We start from the raw sequence: 14,346 nt of genomic DNA, 5'->3' as shown, positions 1-14,346 counted from the left end.
CACAGGGGTAGAACCACAAAAACCCACCTCATCAGAACCTCCCCCGGTAACCCCTTTGACTGCGAATCCAGCGCCCGCCTGATCCGACGCCCACGGCTCCCGGGGCACAGATGCCTCGGGTATGCCATATTGACCCGCTCATGGCGAAGACCCCGAGCGGCTCGCTTTCTTCTTTGCTTGCCTGGTACGAGCAGGTCAAGAGACCTCTCCCCTGGCGGCAAGACAGAGACGCCTATCGGGTTTGGGTCTCAGAGGTAATGCTCCAGCAGACCCGGGTCGAGACCGCGATTCCCTACTACGAGAGGTTCTTGAGCGCGTTGCCGACGGTCGAGGCCCTCGCTCGGGCCGAGGATGACGAGGTTCAGGCTTTGTGGTCCGGACTCGGCTACTACCGTCGCGCTCGAATGCTCGTCAAGGCGGCTCGAGATGTGGTTCGGAACGGAGGATTCCCGCAGTCGGCAGAAGCTTGGCAACAGCTTCCGGGTGTCGGCCCCTACACCGCCGCTGCAGTGGCAAGCATCGTCCATGGTGAGCGAGTGGTAGCGCTCGACGGCAATGTCGAGCGAGTGCTGGCCAGGCTCGAGGCCTACGACGGCAGACCGAAGAGCGCGGCCGGAAGGCGATTCCTGACTCAGGCTGCGGAGCCCTGGATCGACGCCGATCGACCCGGAGACAGCAACCAGGCTTTGATGGAGTTGGGTGCGACCATTTGCCTTCCCGGGAATCCACGCTGCCATCGTTGTCCGATAAACCGGTCGTGCACGGCGAGGCGCCGGGGAAGAGTCGAGGACTATCCCAATCGATCTCGGGCCATTCAAAAAGAGGAACGCCGGCTTCTGGCCGTGATGGTGCGACGCAGAGATCGATTTCTCTTGTTTCGGCGGGACTCGAGAACCGCCATTCTGCCGGGTACCTGGGAGCTTCCCTGGGTCGAGAGCGATGATCCTGATCCGTCCGAGGAACTCGCCGAGCGCTATGGCGGCGCCTGGCGCGTGGGCGCACGCATCGCCTCGATTCGCCACACGATTACCCGCCGCAACCTCGTGGTTACCGTGAGCGAAGGTGGACTCGAGTGCGCGAGCTCGGTGGCCGAAGGGCGCGAAGCCCGCTGGGCGAACCTGACAGAGCTCGACGAGCTTCCGCACTCCTCTCTGGTCCGCAAGGCCATCCTGGCGGCCGCGGACTAGGGCGGAGCCGCCTCGATGTCACCGCCGGCCAGAAGGAAGAGGCCGACTAGCTTGTTCTGGATCGCTCGGGTGCGTTTGCCCGCGAGCGAGGTCAGGATCTTGAGTAGACGAACCGACGAGACCTTCTCGATGTTGAGAAGTCCCTCTACGACCGCGCGCGGCAGCGCCAGAACCGTCACGCCTTTGTCTGGATGAGCACGGGCGTCGGCGGAGCGCGGACGCCGATCGATCAAGGCCATCTCTCCAAAATAGTCACCGCGCTCAAGGAACGCGAGGGCCTCTTCCCCGACGCCGGCGATCAACTTGCTGATCATCACGGTACCGTCGGCGACGATGTACATTTTCTCACCGGGTTCGCCCTCTTTGAAGATGGTCTTGCCCGGCGGGAAAACCTCCTCGCGAGACAACGAGGCCAGAAAGTTGATCTCCATCGCCGAAAGGCGCTGCTCGCGAAAAAGCCCGACCTTGTGAGCCATGTCGAGATGGGTTTCGGCACCGAGGGACTGCTCGGTTCTGGGGGGCAACTCGGGTAGCTCGGAATCGCCCGAGAAGATGCTGGTCAACCGATCGTTGGCGAGCCGTAGTTTCTTCGAGAGGCCTCGCCAGAGTGCCCAGTGGAGGGCCAGCTCGAAACGCGAGTCCTGGTCGGAGGCGGACGCCAGGGCCTGCGCATTCATGACCAGGAGCTCGGAGTCGATGATCACGTCCGCGTCGCCATCTCTGGGAATACCCGTGAGAAAGGAGTCTTCACCGAAGAGGTCCCCAGTCAAGGGTCGGAAGAGCTCGTATTCGCCGAAAGGCGTCATCTTCCGTACCCGAATCTCGCCCTTCTCGAGGAGATAGAGATCGCCGGCAGGATCATCTTCCTTGAACACCTGTGCTCCGGCGGTGAAGCCCTCTTCTGAAACGGCTTCGCTCAGCAGGGTCAGTTCCCGCGCGCCGAAATGCGAGAAGGGATCCAGGAGGTGAAGGCGTTCCGGATTCTTCAAGGTGCATCCATTGTAGAACGGCGTGAGCTGGCTTTGAAAGCTGCTACCGGCGTGCGGGAATGCCTTCGAGCCCCGTCATCTGTTCAAGCACCGCAGCCTCGACATGCGACAACCAGGAGCTTCGATCATTGCCGTCGAGTCGGAGGTGATCCAACTCTCGACGAGCGAGCTCTTGCTGGAGACGTTGGTCGACGGCGAGCTGAAATGAAGGATCGGTGGCCCTCACCCCATCCGCCGCCGGCGTGTCGAGCACGGGCACGTGCACGAGAAGTTGGTAGGACGTCATCCAGCTGCACACCAGTGGCTCTAGCGTTTCCTGCGGTCCCGCGGCCAGCAGCAGATAGACGTAGTTGTCCAGAATACTCCGGTCGCAGATGACCGCTGGATATCTCGAGACCGCAGACAACTCCTCGGCTATCTGGGTGTGAAGTATCCAGGACTGAGCCTCGACGCTGGTTGTCTCGTTGATCGGTAGGGGGCAGCGCCGGGCGACTTCGTGCACGACTTCCAAAGAGACGTCACTGGCTTTGAGCTGTGCCGCGAGCCCGTAGCAGAGCGTCGTCTTACCGACGCCGTGGCTACCGATGAAGGCCAACTTGAAAGGCTGACACGCTTGTTTCATGGTTGCGATTGTATGCGCCCCACGACCTCGAAAAGCTCACAGCCGGCGGGAAACGAGATTGCTGACTGGATGAGCCTGATGGCGGCGCTGCTGCGGATGCCGGGCGACGGCATGATGCTGCTCAACGGCCCGGCTGCGCGTTCGGTGGCTGGAATCTGTGGCGCTGCCGCCGTGACCTTGGGAAACGCGGTGTTGTTCTCGGCGAACGGCTGGCTCGAGCTCGATCGAAGGAGCGAAGCGGGCCTGGTATTGCTCGCGCACGAGCTGGTCCATGTCCGCCAGTACAAGGAGTTGGGATTCTTTCGGTTTCTTCTGATCTACGTCGGCGAGTACTTCGCGGGACGGATTCGCGGTCTTGCCCACCGCCAGGCGTACCTGGCGATCTCCCTCGAGTGAGAGGCGCGAAGCGGCGAGGTCGTGGCTCGGCGACTCTTGGACGGTGGCGGGCTGCTGCGAGGCGGACCGGGCTGATCGGGGGGCCTTCGTCACCTCGATCAGAAGCTGCGCCGGCCGATCAGCGAGCGCGCGAGAGTCACCTCGTCGGTGTACTCGATATCACCGCCGACGGGCATCCCGAAGGCGAGACGGGAGACGCCGATGCCGCGATCTTTCAACAGACGGCCGAGATAGAGAGCCGTGGCCTCGCCCTCGACGTCGGGATTGGTCGCCAGAATGATCTCGCTGACTCCCTCCAGACGATCGAGCAGATCGGCGACCCGAAGCTGATCCGGTCCGACGCCGTGCTGCGGAGACAGCACACCCATCAGCACGTGATAGAGGCCGCGATACTCGCCGGTCTTCTCGAGTGGTTGAATGTTGAAAGGTTGCTCGACGACGCAGATCTGAGAGGAGTCGCGCTCGGGATCGGAGCAGATCGAGCAGGGATCTTCCTCGGTCAACGAATAACAGGTCGAGCAGGGGCGAAGCTTGTCCTTGACCTCGACAATCGCGCCGGCGAGGGCTTCGGCTCCGGCCCGGTCCGACTTGGCAATGTGCTGGGCCAGCCGGGCTGCCGTTTTGGGCCCGATGCCCGGCAACCGCGCGAGCTCAGAGACCAGGCGAGAAAACGGATCTGAAGACAAGGTTTCGGCTTCGGAGTCGGTCCGGCGATCAGCCCAGCAGGCCGCCCAAGCCGGCGCCGAGACTTCCCATGCTGCTCTGCACGGCCTCGTCCACCTGGCGGGCGGCATCGTTGACGGCGGCCAGCACCAAGTCGGCAACCATGTCGGACTCGTCGGGTGAGAGCACTTCCGGGTCGATCTGCACGGAGAGTAGCTGCTTCTTGCCGTTCATTTTGACCGAGACCATGCCGCCGCCCGCGCTGGATTCGATGACCAGATTGGCGAGGTCCTGTTCGAGGCGGGCCTGCATTTCCTGGGCCTGTTTCATTAGCTTCTGGATCTTCATGGACTCTCCGCTAGGTTTCGTTGAGGGGCTCGACGGATTCGACCGACCCGCCGAAGATCTCGAGCACGGTCTGGACTCGTGGGTCTTTAAGTGCTTTTTCGGTCGCTTTCGTTTTAGCCGGTCGTTGCTCGCTTCCCGGCAGATCTTCTTCGATGATCTTCCAACTGGCGTCCTCGCCCCAGGTGGCGGCGAGAGCTTCCTCGAGCACTTTGCGATTGGCGGCCCGGTCGAGCCGGTCGCGCAGCCAGGTGTCTCCGCTGGGGACCGAGATCTCGAGCACTCCCGCCGCGAAGGTCAGTGAGTTTGCGCCCGACAGGTGCGCCGCTAGCGCCTGCCGGTTGCGTCCGACGGCCGCAAGGAACCGAGCGTGGGGATCCGCGGGCTGGCCATCGCCGGCGTTCTGGTCCGAGCCGGTGTCGGCACGGACACCGGTCGTAGCTTGCGACGGTGGTCCCGGCGTCGAAGTAGCGGTTTCCCTTTCGGCCGCCGCCGGCGCCCGGGCCGCGCGGCGCTCGACGGTCGTCTCGGCCTTCGGCGGCGCTTGCGGGGCGGCTTCGTTTCCGGCCAGTAGAGTCTCGATGGCCACGAGTTTGGGCAGCTCGGTGGCCCGTAACCAGGCGATCTCGAGCGCGAGCGCGGCGCTCTCGCTTCGCCGAATCGCCTCCTCACTCTGGAGCAAGAGGTTGAGTACACGGAGAACCTGCTCGTAGCCGATGTTCTTGGCTACGACGGTCAACGCCTGGGCCTCTTCCCGGGTGGTTTCGAGTCGTTCCGGGTCCGCTCCGAGACAAAGATGAAGCGCCATTCGGCAGTAGGAGAGAAACTCTCCGAAGACGAACCGAGGATCCCAACCCTCCTCTTCGATTCTGGCGGTGATCTGTGCGACCTGCTTGCAATCGCCGTGGCCGATCGCGGTCAGGACCTGGCGAAAGACTTCCTGGTCGAGGCCGCCCAACAGCCGCACCGCGTCGCCGTCGTCGATCGAGCCGGAGCCGAAAGTGGCAAGCTGGTCGAGCAGCGCGATGGCGTCCCGAACCGATCCGTCGCCGGCCTGCGCGATGATTCGCAGCGCCGAGGTGCCGACGGAGATCTTCTCTCGTTTGGCAATCGTCTCGAGGTACTCGGCGAGCTGGTCGAGCGGTACCCGCCGAAAGCGGAACTCCTGGCAGCGTGACAGGATCGTGGCGGGGACGGCATCGGACTCCGTCGTCGCGAAGATGAAGACCAGATGGTCGGGAGGCTCTTCGACGATCTTCAGGAGCGCATCGAACGCCTGACGGGACAGGCGATGAATCTCATCGAGAATGACGACCTTGAAGCGACCATGTGCCGGGCCGTATTTGAGGCTCTCGGTGAGTTCGCGAACCTGTTCGACCTTGGAGTAGGTCGCGGCATCGACCTCGATGACGTCAAAATCGGACCCCGCGGTGATCTGCCGGCAGGTGTCGCAGTCGTTGCAGGGCTCGGCCGCAGGCCCGTTCTCGCAGTTGAGCCCCTTGGCCAGGATCCTCGCGACGCTGGTCTTGCCGACTCCACGGATACCCGAGAACAAATAGGCATGGGCGATGCGCTCCTTCGACACCGCGTTCTGCAATGCGGTGACGACCGCCGCCTGGCCGACGACTTCGGAGAAGTCCTGCGGGCGCCACTTCCGTGCGAGTACCTGGTACGCCATAGCCAAAAAGAAAAGAGCAGAAGGCAACGAAGGGTTCCGGTGATTCTGCGGCACCCAGCCGGACGCCTTATCGCTGCTCCCTTCCGGGCCTGACGAGGTTCGGCGCCAGCCGCTGCACAGGGCCCGAACCCTTCGTCGCCTTCTGCTTCGCTCATGCTATGCACAGCACCGAGCGAAGTAAAGTCGTTGCCGGTTTCCGGTCCGACGCGGTTTCGTTACACTACGGCCCCTGTGCTCGGTGAGGTGCCAGGAATCGAAGCCGGGCCGGATGTGCCGGAAACGTGATGTGAGGTGACTGCGGAGCAAGAGATTCAATGGATGGGCGAGGCCTTGGCGCTCGCCCGAAAGGCTCGAGCTCTCGGGGAGGTTCCGGTCGGAGCCGTGGTGGTGCGCGAGGGCAAACTGCTGGGTAAGGGCTTCAATCGACGCGAGACCAGGGGAGATCCCTTGGCTCATGCCGAGCTGGAAGCGATCTCGGACGCCCGAGAGCACATCGACGGCTGGCGGTTCGATGGCTGCGAAATGGTTGTAACTCTCGAACCGTGCGCGATGTGCGCCGGGGCCCTGGTCAACGGGCGTTTCGCCGGATTAGTGTTCGGTGCTCGGGACCCGAAGGCCGGCTTCTGCGGCAGCCTGGGAGACTTGGTGCGAGACCAGCGCCTCAATCACAGGCTCGAGTTGAGGGAGGGAGTGCTGGCGGAGGAATGTGGCTCGCTGCTGAGCGAGTTCTTCTCAGACCTTCGTCGCTAGCGAGTTCTTTGCAAGATCAACGGAGAGGTGACCGAGTGGCCGAAGGTGCACGACTGGAAATCGTGTGTGCGGTAACCCCGTACCGAGGGTTCGAATCCCTCCCTCTCCGCCAGTTTTTCCAAAAGGAGAGGTGCCGGAGTGGTCGAACGGGGCGGTCTCGAAAACCGTTGACCGTGCAAGCGGTCCGAGGGTTCGAATCCCTCCCTCTCCGCCATTTTCTCAACGTGAGACCTGTAAACCGTATGGTTTCAGCTGTCGTACATTGACCTTGCCCTGTCGACTCGGCGAAACGGCCCACACGCGCGATGAAGAGCAATGGCCGACCTGAGACGTCCTACCCTCACCCGACATCACGCGCGGCCCGGCCGCGGGGACCGTGATGGCGCGCCGGGCGTTCCAACGATCCACAAGGCTGAGTCTCACAGATCCCTTGACGGGCTAACTCCGGGGTGCCAGAGGACGCGCAACCCGAAGGGGTAGGGCTATCCTCAAGAGCGGCCGGAGCAAGTACAGTGAGGCAGGCCGTCACCCCAGAGCCGGCTTCTTCCGCAGCAGAAAGTAGGCGAACGCTCCAGGGAGCTTCCCCAAGACGAAGAGGCGGCATCATGACTTGGAGCAGATTTCAGGGAATCCTGCGTTGCATTTATCGCTACGACAGAGAGGCCTGGGAGCGCGTGTTTCCCAGCGCCAGGAACCGAAAGAGCGCTAAAAGGTAAGAGGCGAGTGACTCCTGCCGCAATGGCTGATTGCTGCCGGCCTACGTCGCGAGCTAATCCCGGTCGCGTGGCCGGAGTCGCGCCTCGTTGAGGCGGATTCCCAGCCTACCTGGGCGGCCAGCGGCCGAGGTGCCCGGGATTTCCCTCCAAACCAGGAAAAGCCGCGAAGCTCCGGCCGGCACGAGCGAGAGCGGAACAAGCGGCGCGGAGCCCCCCTCGAGGGGATGCTCGACTACTTCCTGACCGTCATCCACGAATACCGGCACCTGGGTCCCGGCCGACTGGGCACCCGTGCCGATGCGGAGTTTCACTCGGAGAGCTCTTTTGCCGGAGTTTTGTACGACAACCACAGCCGGTCGGTCGCCGACGGTCCAGCGGTCCTCGGTCACGCTAGCCAGGCGAACCCGATCGTCGCCCAGCGACCTCGACCTGAGGGTTCCGTCCAGAATGGCTGTCAGGACCCGCTGGCGCAGCTCGGGGTCTCGCTTCTTGTTCAGGCCGGGCAGCTTCAAGAGTAGCTCTCCTCCGGGGTCGTTCGCGTCTGCCCATGCCAGCGCGTCGTACACCTCTGCCTCGGAACCCTCTTCAGTGAGGTCCAAGACCACGGCAACCCCTGCTCCCCGCACGCGCCGAGCGAGCTGGTCTGGCTGTTCGTTCTTGACCGCGATTGGAACGAACAACGAGGCGAACTCCTCCGCCAGCATTGCTGATCGTCGACCCGCGAAATCGCTAGTAGCCAAACCATGGACTACCCAGACAGCAAATCGGCGCTGGCGATGGAGCACTCCCACTCGCTGCCCGGCGCGGATCCTCCCAAGAGCCTCCTGGAACGGCCGCAGCGGTCGGTAAGCTCTTACATCCTTGACACGAGAGTCGAGCACTGCCCAAATGGGCACATGATGAATAAGGAGCACAACAGCCAGCGTGGCCAGACCGCGGGCCCGCTTGGGAAAGGCCCGCCCCAACGCGTCGAGCGCGACCCCAAAGAACACCGCCAGGACCGCCATTGGCACGAACAGGTAGTGGAATCCGTTGAGATTCCCAAACACCGAGCTTCGGTACCCGAAGATCATGAGCGTGTAGACGGAGAACGCAAGTGGCCACAACGCAGCGCCGCGCTCCGCCTCCCGGCAGCGGAAGAAGAGAACAAGCCCCACCAAAGCCACCGCCAGGAAGGAGAACTCGCAAAGAAGAAAAATCCCGCCGGCGCTCGCATCTGGAAGCAGGTGGTCCGCGGTGAGGATCCGTTTCAGCCCCTCGAGCCGACGAATCACGCGGACTAGGCCTCCCTCATTGACGACCCTCCAGAGGTCGAAAAACTCCTTCCAATTCAAGAACAAAGAGTAGAAGAACAGAGTCGCGCTCGACGCGAGAACATACGTACCGGCTGCCCAAGAACGGACCTTCCACGCAGAGCCAACGGACAGCCCTGACTTGGTGGGACCCATCGTGATCACGTACAACAGTCCAAACACCGGCAGTGGTGCCAGGAAATGGAACTTGGTGACGACGCCCGACACGGCCAGAGCGGCGGCAACGGCGGCAAAGCCGATCGCCCGCAGACCTGCACCACGTGAGAGGCACTCGCGATAATTCCAGAGGCCAAGGAATGTTGCGAGAAAGAAGATCACCATCAAAGGCTCGACTGAAATACGCGAGAGAAAATAGAGCACGGGCAGACTGGTTGCATAGCCCACTACGGCAAGCCGAGCCGCGCGCGCCGAGTCGAAGAGCCTCCGGGAGAAACGGAACAGCGCGTAGAAGGACACGAGGTGCAACAGGGTCATGAGCGTTCGTGCCAAGAGGCCGAACTGGTGGAGGTTTCGTGCCACAAACGCAGTCAGCTCCTCGCCTCGGCCGGCTTTCATCAGAAAGAAAACTTGTTCGACGCCGTACAGCAGCATCTGTAAGGTAAGGCCAGGATGGCCGGGAAACAAAGGGCTCCCTTCCGAGGCAAACAGCTCGTGTGCGCTCGAGAGGTACGAGCCTCCGGGATCGTTATCCCACCAGAGAAAGAACCCGAACATCCGATTCCGCCAGTGACCGATCGGAGCAAGCGCACTGAATGCCCCGGCGGTGACCAAGTACACCGTCCACAGCGTCAGCCAGAAACTCCGCTCCCTACCCTCACTCATTCAGATGTCCCAACCTGTGTTGGCCTAGCTCGTCTTCCCCATTCGGATCCTGAACAATCCGAGGAGGGTCATCTTGAGCAGCACCAGACCGTGACGGAAGCGGCTGATGTTGGTGGAGCCGTAGGTGCGGGCCTTGTAGCGAACCGGAATGTCCACACAGCCCAGACCCAGTTCGGCCGCGGAAAAGAGCAGCTCGAAGTCTCCGAACGGATCGAAGTCGCCAAAGTCGTCGTGCCAGCGTCCGACTCGCTCGTAGTCGTGGGCGGCGAGTAGCTTGGTGCCGCACAGCGAGTCTCCGATCTGCATCCCCAGCAGCACACTGAGAGACTTGGCGAAGAACAGGTTTCCGAGGTGATTGAGGAACCGCATGGCCTCTCCTTCCATCGGGTAGAGCAGGCGGCTGCCATTAACGAAGTCAGCGTGCCCTCCAGTATAGGCTTCGTAGAACCGCGGGAGCATCTCAGGCGGCATGGTCAGGTCGGCGTCGAGGATTGTCAGGATCTCGTTGTTCGCTTTCGAGAAGCCGAGCCGGACCGCGTCTACCTTGCCCTTGCCGGGCTGTTGGTAGCAGGAGAGTCGGAAGGTGTCGTGCCCTTCCCCGACCGCCTCCCGGATCACCTCCCAGGTGTCGTCGGCGGAGTGGCCTTCGACGAAGATGATCTCGGTGTCGACCCCAGGCATCTGAGGAGTCTCTTCGATGGCGCGTCTGATGCTGCCCGCTTCGTTTCGGGCAGGAATGACAATGGATATGGAGGGCTTGTCCGCGCTGGCAAGCTCCGGGCGCAGCATTATGACCTCGGCCAACGCCAGCAGGCGCCGCAAGATTGGAATTGCCGGTAGCACCCTGTTGACCAACGAGCCCAGCCCGAGCAGCTTGAAGGGCATGTGGCAGCAAGGTCGGCTGCGTATTATTTCGAACCCTGCGAGGCTGGCTATTTGGGAGATCGCGCTCTCGGTGACGAAGGTCGTCATGTTCCCGCTGCGGCTCAGGCCCATGGCGGAGAGCGTTCTGAACAGCCACTTCAGATAAGGGTTGTAGGCGACGGCGATGATGCGAGAGGTGCGCGACATCTTGGGCCGCACACGGGAGAGCAGATCCTGGATATCGAGGCTGAAGTTGAGATTGCCGTTGAACAGGACCGCGCTCCTCCGGCGGCGCTCCCCGCTCAGATCCGGCAGTTCCTCGATGGTAGAGACGGCCGACTTGTCTGCGTTGTCCACGAGGGCGAGCAGGTCGCCCTCGTCGAACACGACCGGCGCACACTGAACGACCCTGTCGTAGTAGCGGGTCGAGGTGGAGACCTCGGCGGCCAGCACCCGGTTGAAGTAGCGGGTATGGCGGTACCGTCTCTTTTCCGCTGGGCTCATGGCGAGTTAGAGTTTCGCCTCGCGCGCAGGGAGGCCGAGGCGCCACAGCTGGCAAGGAGGTGTGAACTGTACCAGAGGGGAGCCCCTACGGCTCCTCCCAGAGGCTGGTCGATCGCTCTGGAGAAGATTGGGCGCGCAGTGTACTCCGATGGACACAGTGTGTAGGATGCTGCATCGTACACGTAGGGGGATGGAGGAGCTGGGATGAAGAATCGTGCTCCCAGGGCCTCCGACTCCTGATGGCCTCGGGCCATAGCGGCCCTGCTGACTGGTTCCGCGCTCAGTGCTACTCTCCTCCCGAACGAAAATCTGGGTCGCTCGACTCATGTCCGGGGCGATTCGAGCGATACGGCGACCGATCGGCCTCGGGAGCCGACGAGTCCTGTGTCGTCGCCGAGGCGTCACCTGGGAGCTCGATCTCTCCGAGGGCGTGGACTTGGCGATCTTTATATTCGGGCGGTTCGAGCGAGCCACTTCGAACGCATTCACCCGGTTGGTTCGGTCGGGAATGACCGTGTTCGACATCGGAGCGAATATCGGTTCCCACACCCTCCCTCTTGCGAAGCTGGTCGGAGACGAGGGGCGGGTCGTGGCGGTCGAGCCGACACACTGGGCCTTCTCCAAGCTCACCCGAAACGCAGGTCTCAACCCTGATCTCACGGGGAGGATCGAGCTACTCAACGCCGCAATAGTCGAGGACCCGACTCAGAGGCCTGCCAATTTCTATGCCCGCTGGACGCTGACCTCCCCCAGCAAACGGAACACCTGGCGTCACCCGGTCCATCTGGGGGAACTGGAGAGCGCGGAGGACGCGGCTACGTTTACTCTCGACGAGCTCACGGCGCGGGCGGGGCCACCGGACTTCCTGAAGGTGGACGTCGACGGCTACGAATACCATGTCCTCAGCGGCGGCCGCAAGACGCTGACCGAGCACCGACCCCGCATCCTGATCGAACTCTGCCCCTATCTACACCGCGAGCCGGGAAGGGATTTCGCTGCGCTCGTGTCTCTCCTGCTCGACAAGGAGTACGACCTGTTCGACGAGCGGGGCGCTCGGCTCCCCCACGATCCTTGCACGCTCGAGCGCCTGATCCCAGAAGGCGGGAGTATCAACGCTCTCGCGAACCCCAGAGAGGCCGGCTGGGCAGATGGGACCGCCCGGATCGGACACGAGAAGACGGGCCAACTCAACACGCGACTCGTCTGAGCACGATGAGCGCGAACATGGCGGCGCGACGAATTGGCCAGACTCGTTCGAGAGCGCGCCATGGGCCAGATGTCCAGGCCGGCATCAACGGCCGCCACGACATTCCTCCGCTCATGAGGTAGCGAAGAGGCATGATGGGTCGGATGATCTCGATGCGCCACATGGGAAACTCGCGCTCGAAGCGTGGACGATCCCGCTCGAAGACGATCCAGGGTAAAGCGCCGTTCGCGCCGGATAGGGGGCCGGTTCGGGAAAAGGTCCAGTCCGTCGCCGCCGGCTCGAACGGTTCATGGTGGAGGTGGGTATAGAAAAACCGAGACCAGCTCGTCAGCCAGGGCTCGACCATGGCGAGAGCACCGCCCTCCACGACGCATCGGGCCGCTTCTGACAGGAACGACCGTACGTTCGGGATGTGATGGAGGACGTTGGTCATCGCAATTGCGCGGAGCGTTCGATCGCCCAGTGGAAGCTGCTGGGCGTCGGTGACGATGTCGATATTCCTCAGGGGCCAGATATCCGTGGATATCAATCCGGGAACATGGTCCCGGAAGAAGCTGGCGCCGCTTCCCACCTCGAGCATCGGCTGGGAGCCACTGGGGAGGACGCCGGCCAGGAGCTCGTACCAGTCCTCGTAGATAGCGCGGAGAAACCGGTTCTCGAGGAGGATGGACCGGCGCAGCTCGGTCGTGATGGGATGATCGATTTCCATCCCCCGCGTCAGGGGATGGCTCAGCCATGTTCGAACTGTGGACCCTAGCTTCCCGAGCACGCTCTTCACTGAATGACCAGGCCCGGGGGCGCCTTGCTACGCGCCACGCTTACCCGCTCGGAGTTCTCGATGAACCACGCGTAGGTGCTTTCGATCCCCTCCCGCAGCGCGATTGTGTGATGCCAGCCCAGGTCGTGGATGCGTGAGACATTGAGCAGCTTTCGCGGGGCGCCATCCGGCTTGTCAGGATCGAAAGTGAGCTCCAAACCGGGCGCCACCACCTGGCGGACTATCTCCGCAAGCTCACGGATAGTCAGATCCTCACCAGTGCCGACGTTGATGTGCTGATCCTCGTCGAAGTGGCACATCAGGAAGAGGCAGGCGTCGGCCAGGTCATCGACGTGAAGGAACTCCCGCCGGACTGAACCGGTACCCCAGACCACGACATCCCGTCTTCCCTCGGCCGCGGCGTCGTGGAAGCGTCGGATCAAGGCCGGCAGCACGTGGGAGCTCTCGAGGTCGAAGTTGTCGTTCGGTCCGTAGAGGTTGGTCGGCATCGCAGAGATGAAGTCGCAATTGTATTGCCTCCGGTAGGCTTGACAGAGCTTGATTCCCGCGATCTTCGCCACCGCGTACGGCTCGTTCGTCGGTTCGAGTTGACCGGTCAGGAGATCCTCTTCCTTCATGGGCTGTGGCGCTTCGCGAGGGTAGATACACGAGCTGCCTAGGTAGAGGAGCCTCTTCGCTTTGAAAAGGTGCGCGGCATGCACGACGGTCGCGTGAATCATCAAGTTGTCGTAGATGAACTCGGCAGGCCGGGTGCTGTTGGCCAGGATGCCACCGACGGTCCCGGCGACCAGGAGGACATACTCCGGCCGGTTAGCCTGGAACCAGTAGTTGACGGCCGACTGATCGCGGAGGTCCAGCTGCTCGCGAGTCGCGGTGAGAATCTGGCTGAACCCCTCTTTGCGCAACCGCCGGAGGATCGCCGAACCGACGAGCCCGCAATGTCCCGCGACGAAGATCGATGAATCCAGGTTGAGCACAGGCGGCATCGAACTGTCTCTCGACCGGTCGAACCATACCACCGGCACGCTTGGATTTCTTCGCGGGTCCTTCTTACGTAGTCCTGGATCGTGCGAGGCTGATACTTGTTTGGCGAAGGGGGCGGGATTCGAACCTGCGAGAGACTTGCCCGATGACAGCTAACAGCAACCGAATCAGTGGACTAGGCACCTCGCCCTTGCTGCCGCCTCCTGCTGATAGCGGTCATTTGTTGTGTCCAAGTGTGCCAGGAGTGTGCCATGGGGGGTGGCCCCTTGAAATCAGCGCAGGCCGCTTCCTGAACCAACCCCCTCTTACGGGGCGAGCTCGCGCGGGGGCCGCTGCCGCTTTAGCCCCTTTGCCGGACACGTGCACGAGAGTAATCTCTCCCTCTCCGCCAAACCTTCCACCTCGGGCTGGCCGGCGAGTCTTGACCTGGTGTGCCTTGTTCGGTTAAATTCTAAAGTTCGTCCGTCGATGGCCCGACCCCGCCGGGGTCGTTCACCAAGCAGGGGTCACCGGCGACAACAACGAGAA

At 62.5% G+C, this 14,346-nt stretch carries 13 protein-coding genes, 2 tRNA genes and 1 other RNA gene; 6 read left to right on the top strand and 10 right to left on the bottom strand.

The features are described 5' to 3' along the window. Nucleotides 1-140 precede the first annotated feature (140 nt). Nucleotides 141-1,187, top strand: a complete 1,047-nt coding sequence (mutY, locus tag GY769_00570; GenBank protein ID MCP4200409.1) for an A/G-specific adenine glycosylase — start codon at nucleotides 141-143, stop codon at nucleotides 1,185-1,187. Here the strand turns inward: mutY and GY769_00565 are convergent. Together GY769_00565 and GY769_00560 are read right to left on the bottom strand one after the other, a co-directional pair. Then, complete coding sequence (locus GY769_00565) at nucleotides 1,184-2,176, bottom strand: cyclic nucleotide-binding domain-containing protein (GenBank protein ID MCP4200408.1); 993 nt, start codon at nucleotides 2,174-2,176, stop codon at nucleotides 1,184-1,186. The genes mutY and GY769_00565 overlap by 4 nt on opposite strands. A 43-nt stretch (nucleotides 2,177-2,219) precedes the next feature. After that, entirely contained in the window at nucleotides 2,220-2,798 is a 579-nt protein-coding gene (locus GY769_00560) for an AAA family ATPase (protein ID MCP4200407.1), read from the bottom strand. A 69-nt stretch (nucleotides 2,799-2,867) separates the two neighbouring features. Here GY769_00560 and GY769_00555 point away from each other — a divergent pair, with 69 nt between their 5' ends. Then, the gene (locus tag GY769_00555) at nucleotides 2,868-3,194 is read left to right on the top strand and encodes a DUF4157 domain-containing protein (GenBank protein ID MCP4200406.1); all 327 of its coding nucleotides are present in this window, start codon (nucleotides 2,868-2,870) and stop codon (nucleotides 3,192-3,194) included. Between the two features lie 98 nt (nucleotides 3,195-3,292). Here GY769_00555 and recR read toward each other — a convergent pair whose 3' ends face one another. The 4 genes from recR to ffs all read right to left on the bottom strand — a co-directional run bounded on the left by recR (nucleotide 3,293) and on the right by ffs (nucleotide 6,009). After that, complete coding sequence (gene recR, locus GY769_00550) at nucleotides 3,293-3,988, bottom strand: recombination protein RecR (GenBank protein ID MCP4200405.1); 696 nt, start codon at nucleotides 3,986-3,988, stop codon at nucleotides 3,293-3,295. Beyond that, nucleotides 3,909-4,205 carry a YbaB/EbfC family nucleoid-associated protein gene (locus GY769_00545; GenBank protein MCP4200404.1) on the bottom strand — a complete coding sequence of 99 codons (297 nt, stop codon included), beginning with the start codon at nucleotides 4,203-4,205 and terminating at the stop codon, nucleotides 3,909-3,911. Before GY769_00545 ends, recR begins: the two co-directional genes overlap by 80 nt. A 10-nt stretch (nucleotides 4,206-4,215) precedes the next feature. Continuing rightward, complete coding sequence (gene dnaX, locus GY769_00540; protein ID MCP4200403.1) at nucleotides 4,216-5,880, bottom strand: DNA polymerase III subunit gamma/tau; 1,665 nt, start codon at nucleotides 5,878-5,880, stop codon at nucleotides 4,216-4,218. A gap of 31 nt (nucleotides 5,881-5,911) precedes the next feature. Further along, nucleotides 5,912-6,009: signal recognition particle sRNA small type (ffs, locus tag GY769_00535), an RNA gene on the bottom strand. Between the two features lie 189 nt (nucleotides 6,010-6,198). Here ffs and GY769_00530 point away from each other — a divergent pair. The 3 genes from GY769_00530 (at nucleotide 6,199) to GY769_00520 (ending at nucleotide 6,844) form a co-directional block, all read left to right on the top strand. Then, a complete protein-coding gene (locus GY769_00530) occupies nucleotides 6,199-6,630 on the top strand; it encodes a nucleoside deaminase (GenBank protein ID MCP4200402.1) in 432 nt (143 codons plus the stop codon). A gap of 21 nt (nucleotides 6,631-6,651) precedes the next feature. Then, nucleotides 6,652-6,742: transfer RNA gene (locus GY769_00525), tRNA-Ser, on the top strand. A gap of 12 nt (nucleotides 6,743-6,754) precedes the next feature. Next, nucleotides 6,755-6,844 (top strand) — tRNA-Ser (locus tag GY769_00520). Nucleotides 6,845-7,399: 555 nt separating this feature from the next. On the opposite strand, the gene GY769_00515 is transcribed toward GY769_00520, so the two are convergent. Together GY769_00515 and GY769_00510 are read right to left on the bottom strand one after the other, a co-directional pair. Next, the gene (locus tag GY769_00515) at nucleotides 7,400-9,481 is read right to left on the bottom strand and encodes a hypothetical protein (protein ID MCP4200401.1); all 2,082 of its coding nucleotides are present in this window, start codon (nucleotides 9,479-9,481) and stop codon (nucleotides 7,400-7,402) included. 24 nt (nucleotides 9,482-9,505) lie between these two features. Beyond that, entirely contained in the window at nucleotides 9,506-10,849 is a 1,344-nt protein-coding gene (locus GY769_00510) for a glycosyltransferase family 2 protein (protein ID MCP4200400.1), read from the bottom strand. A 325-nt stretch (nucleotides 10,850-11,174) separates the two neighbouring features. Between GY769_00510 and GY769_00505 the strand changes: the two genes are divergently transcribed. Next, a complete protein-coding gene (locus GY769_00505; GenBank protein ID MCP4200399.1) occupies nucleotides 11,175-12,056 on the top strand; it encodes an FkbM family methyltransferase in 882 nt (293 codons plus the stop codon). Here GY769_00505 and GY769_00500 read toward each other — a convergent pair. Together GY769_00500 and GY769_00495 are read right to left on the bottom strand one after the other, a co-directional pair. Further along, nucleotides 12,037-12,765 carry a class I SAM-dependent methyltransferase gene (locus GY769_00500; protein MCP4200398.1) on the bottom strand — a complete coding sequence of 243 codons (729 nt, stop codon included), beginning with the start codon at nucleotides 12,763-12,765 and terminating at the stop codon, nucleotides 12,037-12,039. The genes GY769_00505 and GY769_00500 overlap by 20 nt on opposite strands. A gap of 65 nt (nucleotides 12,766-12,830) precedes the next feature. Continuing rightward, nucleotides 12,831-13,820 carry a GDP-L-fucose synthase gene (locus GY769_00495; protein ID MCP4200397.1) on the bottom strand — a complete coding sequence of 330 codons (990 nt, stop codon included), beginning with the start codon at nucleotides 13,818-13,820 and terminating at the stop codon, nucleotides 12,831-12,833. Nucleotides 13,821-14,346: the final 526 nt, after the last annotated feature.

It is taken from the genome of bacterium (assembly GCA_024224155.1).
Taxonomy (GTDB): Bacteria; Acidobacteriota; Thermoanaerobaculia; order Multivoradales; family JAHEKO01; genus CALZIK01.
The sequence above is the reverse complement of the archived record's forward strand: the minus strand, read 5'-3'. Positions and strand labels throughout refer to the sequence as shown.